Genomic DNA, 1753 nt, shown 5'->3' on the forward strand with positions numbered 1-1753 from the left:
TGTCATGGAATCAGCCCCTTTGCACGGCCCGGTCGGGCCCCGTCATGGTCGTGAACACGTCGTGCCTCGTCAAGGCACCTCGCACGCCGTCCCACCTGTGCGAATGCGACACTGGCGGTCGGATGGCCTATGGCGGAGCGGCGGCGGCTGGTGGACGAACTGCTGTGCCGGTGGGGCGAGTTGGACCTGGGGTGCGGCTGCCCCCGGTCGCTGCACATCGATCATGACGCGGCGGTGCGGGTCCACGCCCTGGCGCTGGAGACGGAGGCCGGGCACGGCGATGTGCCCGTGGGGCGTCGCGGACCGCTGTGGGCGCACGCGGCGAAGACCTGGGGACGGCTGCTGGGGCGTCCGGAGCTGCGGGCGCACATCGCCCACCGCATCGGGGCCCTGGACGATCCGCGGCTCGCCGCGCACACGGCGGACGACTTCCTCGCCGCGCTGCCCCGGCTGCTCGTGTCCCCGTTCACGGAACTCGCCGCCGACCCCGCCTTCCGGGGACGGCTCGCCACGGTGTGCGCGGGCTGGGTGGAGCAACAGGCCTTCTCCGGGCTCTTCTTCGAGCTCTTCGAGGGGATGGTGGAGGAGCGGACCGAGCGGATCAGCGACGGCGTGCGGTCCGCGGTGGCCCTTCAGAACACCACGCAGTACGCCGACGCCGCCCGCGTCCTGTTGCGCGAAGTCGTCCCCGCCTACGAGGACTTGGGCGACTTCCGCACGTTCCTCCCGGACTGGCGGCACGACGAGGCCCGGCACGCCGTCGCCGTGAGCCTCAACAACCTCGCGGTGGCGCTCCAGCGGCACCACCTGCTCAGGCCGCCGGGCGAGGCGCAGCGCAGGACACTCCTCGAACTCGCGGACAAGGCGTACGAGATCACCCCGGAACGCGACGCGCAGGCGATCGAGGCCAACTGGCGTGTCATCCACGACCAGTTCACACATCCCGGACCGGGAGGGTCCGGGCCGTTCCGCGGCGACCGTGGGGGCACGGGGTGCGCGCGGGTCATCGTGGTGACCCTCGGGTTGGCCGTCGTGGTGTTCGCCCTCGGGCTCGGGTCGGCGGGCGGCATCGCCCTCGTGCCGGCCGGGGCCCTCATCTGCGGCGTGGCCTTCTGGATGTGGCGCCTACGGGGGCGGACCGGCACCGGCCGAGGGAGCCACCGGTGACCGCCCGGAACCACCGACTACGCGCCGCGCTCGGCCAGTTGAGGCACCCGCCCGAGTTCCGCGTCCCGCCGCCCTTCCTCGACGCCGCCCAGGCCGAGTGGGTCACGGACGTGCTCGCGGAGGCGGCCGCGGCCACGGCGGGGGCTCCGGACGAGGGTGCCGGAACCGGCGCACTGCTGAGGGCCGCCACCGGTATCTGGCGGGCCCTGCGCAAGCTCGACCAGGACGACGGCGCCCTGTCGGCGGCCGATCTGCGGCAGGTCCGCCGCCAGGTCGACGCGAGCCGTCAAGCGCTCGCCGACGACGGCCTGGAGATCCAGGACCACGACGGCATGCCGTTCGACCCCGGGCTGTCCGTGGAGGCCCTGGCGTTCGAGGAGAAACCGGGACTGCCCCACGAGGTGGTCCTGGAGACCGTACGGCCGTCCGTCTACCTCCGCGGCGAACGCATCCAGGTGGGGTGCGATGGCTCATCGGGAGCTGTGCAGGCTGAAGTTGCTGGTCACAAGGTTGGTGTGCGTGGGCATCGGGATGCTCGTGCTGGTCGCCGGCAGGTGACTTCGGTGAAGATCGTCGGTCATCGGGC

Annotated in this window: 2 protein-coding genes; both read left to right on the forward strand. The window is 72.5% G+C overall.

Going from position 1 to position 1753, the window contains the following annotated elements; translation table 11 throughout:
* Positions 1-129 precede the first annotated feature (129 nt).
* Positions 130-1167, forward strand: coding sequence for a hypothetical protein (locus tag ACNFOC_RS54015; RefSeq protein WP_416966260.1), 1038 nt, complete (start codon positions 130-132; stop codon positions 1165-1167).
* The coding region (locus ACNFOC_RS54020; RefSeq protein ID WP_416966261.1) for a hypothetical protein at positions 1164-1753 on the forward strand (590 nt) is incomplete at its 3' end. The genes ACNFOC_RS54015 and ACNFOC_RS54020, both read left to right, overlap by 4 nt.

It is taken from the genome of Streptomyces colwelliae (genome assembly GCF_048158785.1).
GTDB lineage: Bacteria > Actinomycetota > Actinomycetes > Streptomycetales > Streptomycetaceae > Streptomyces.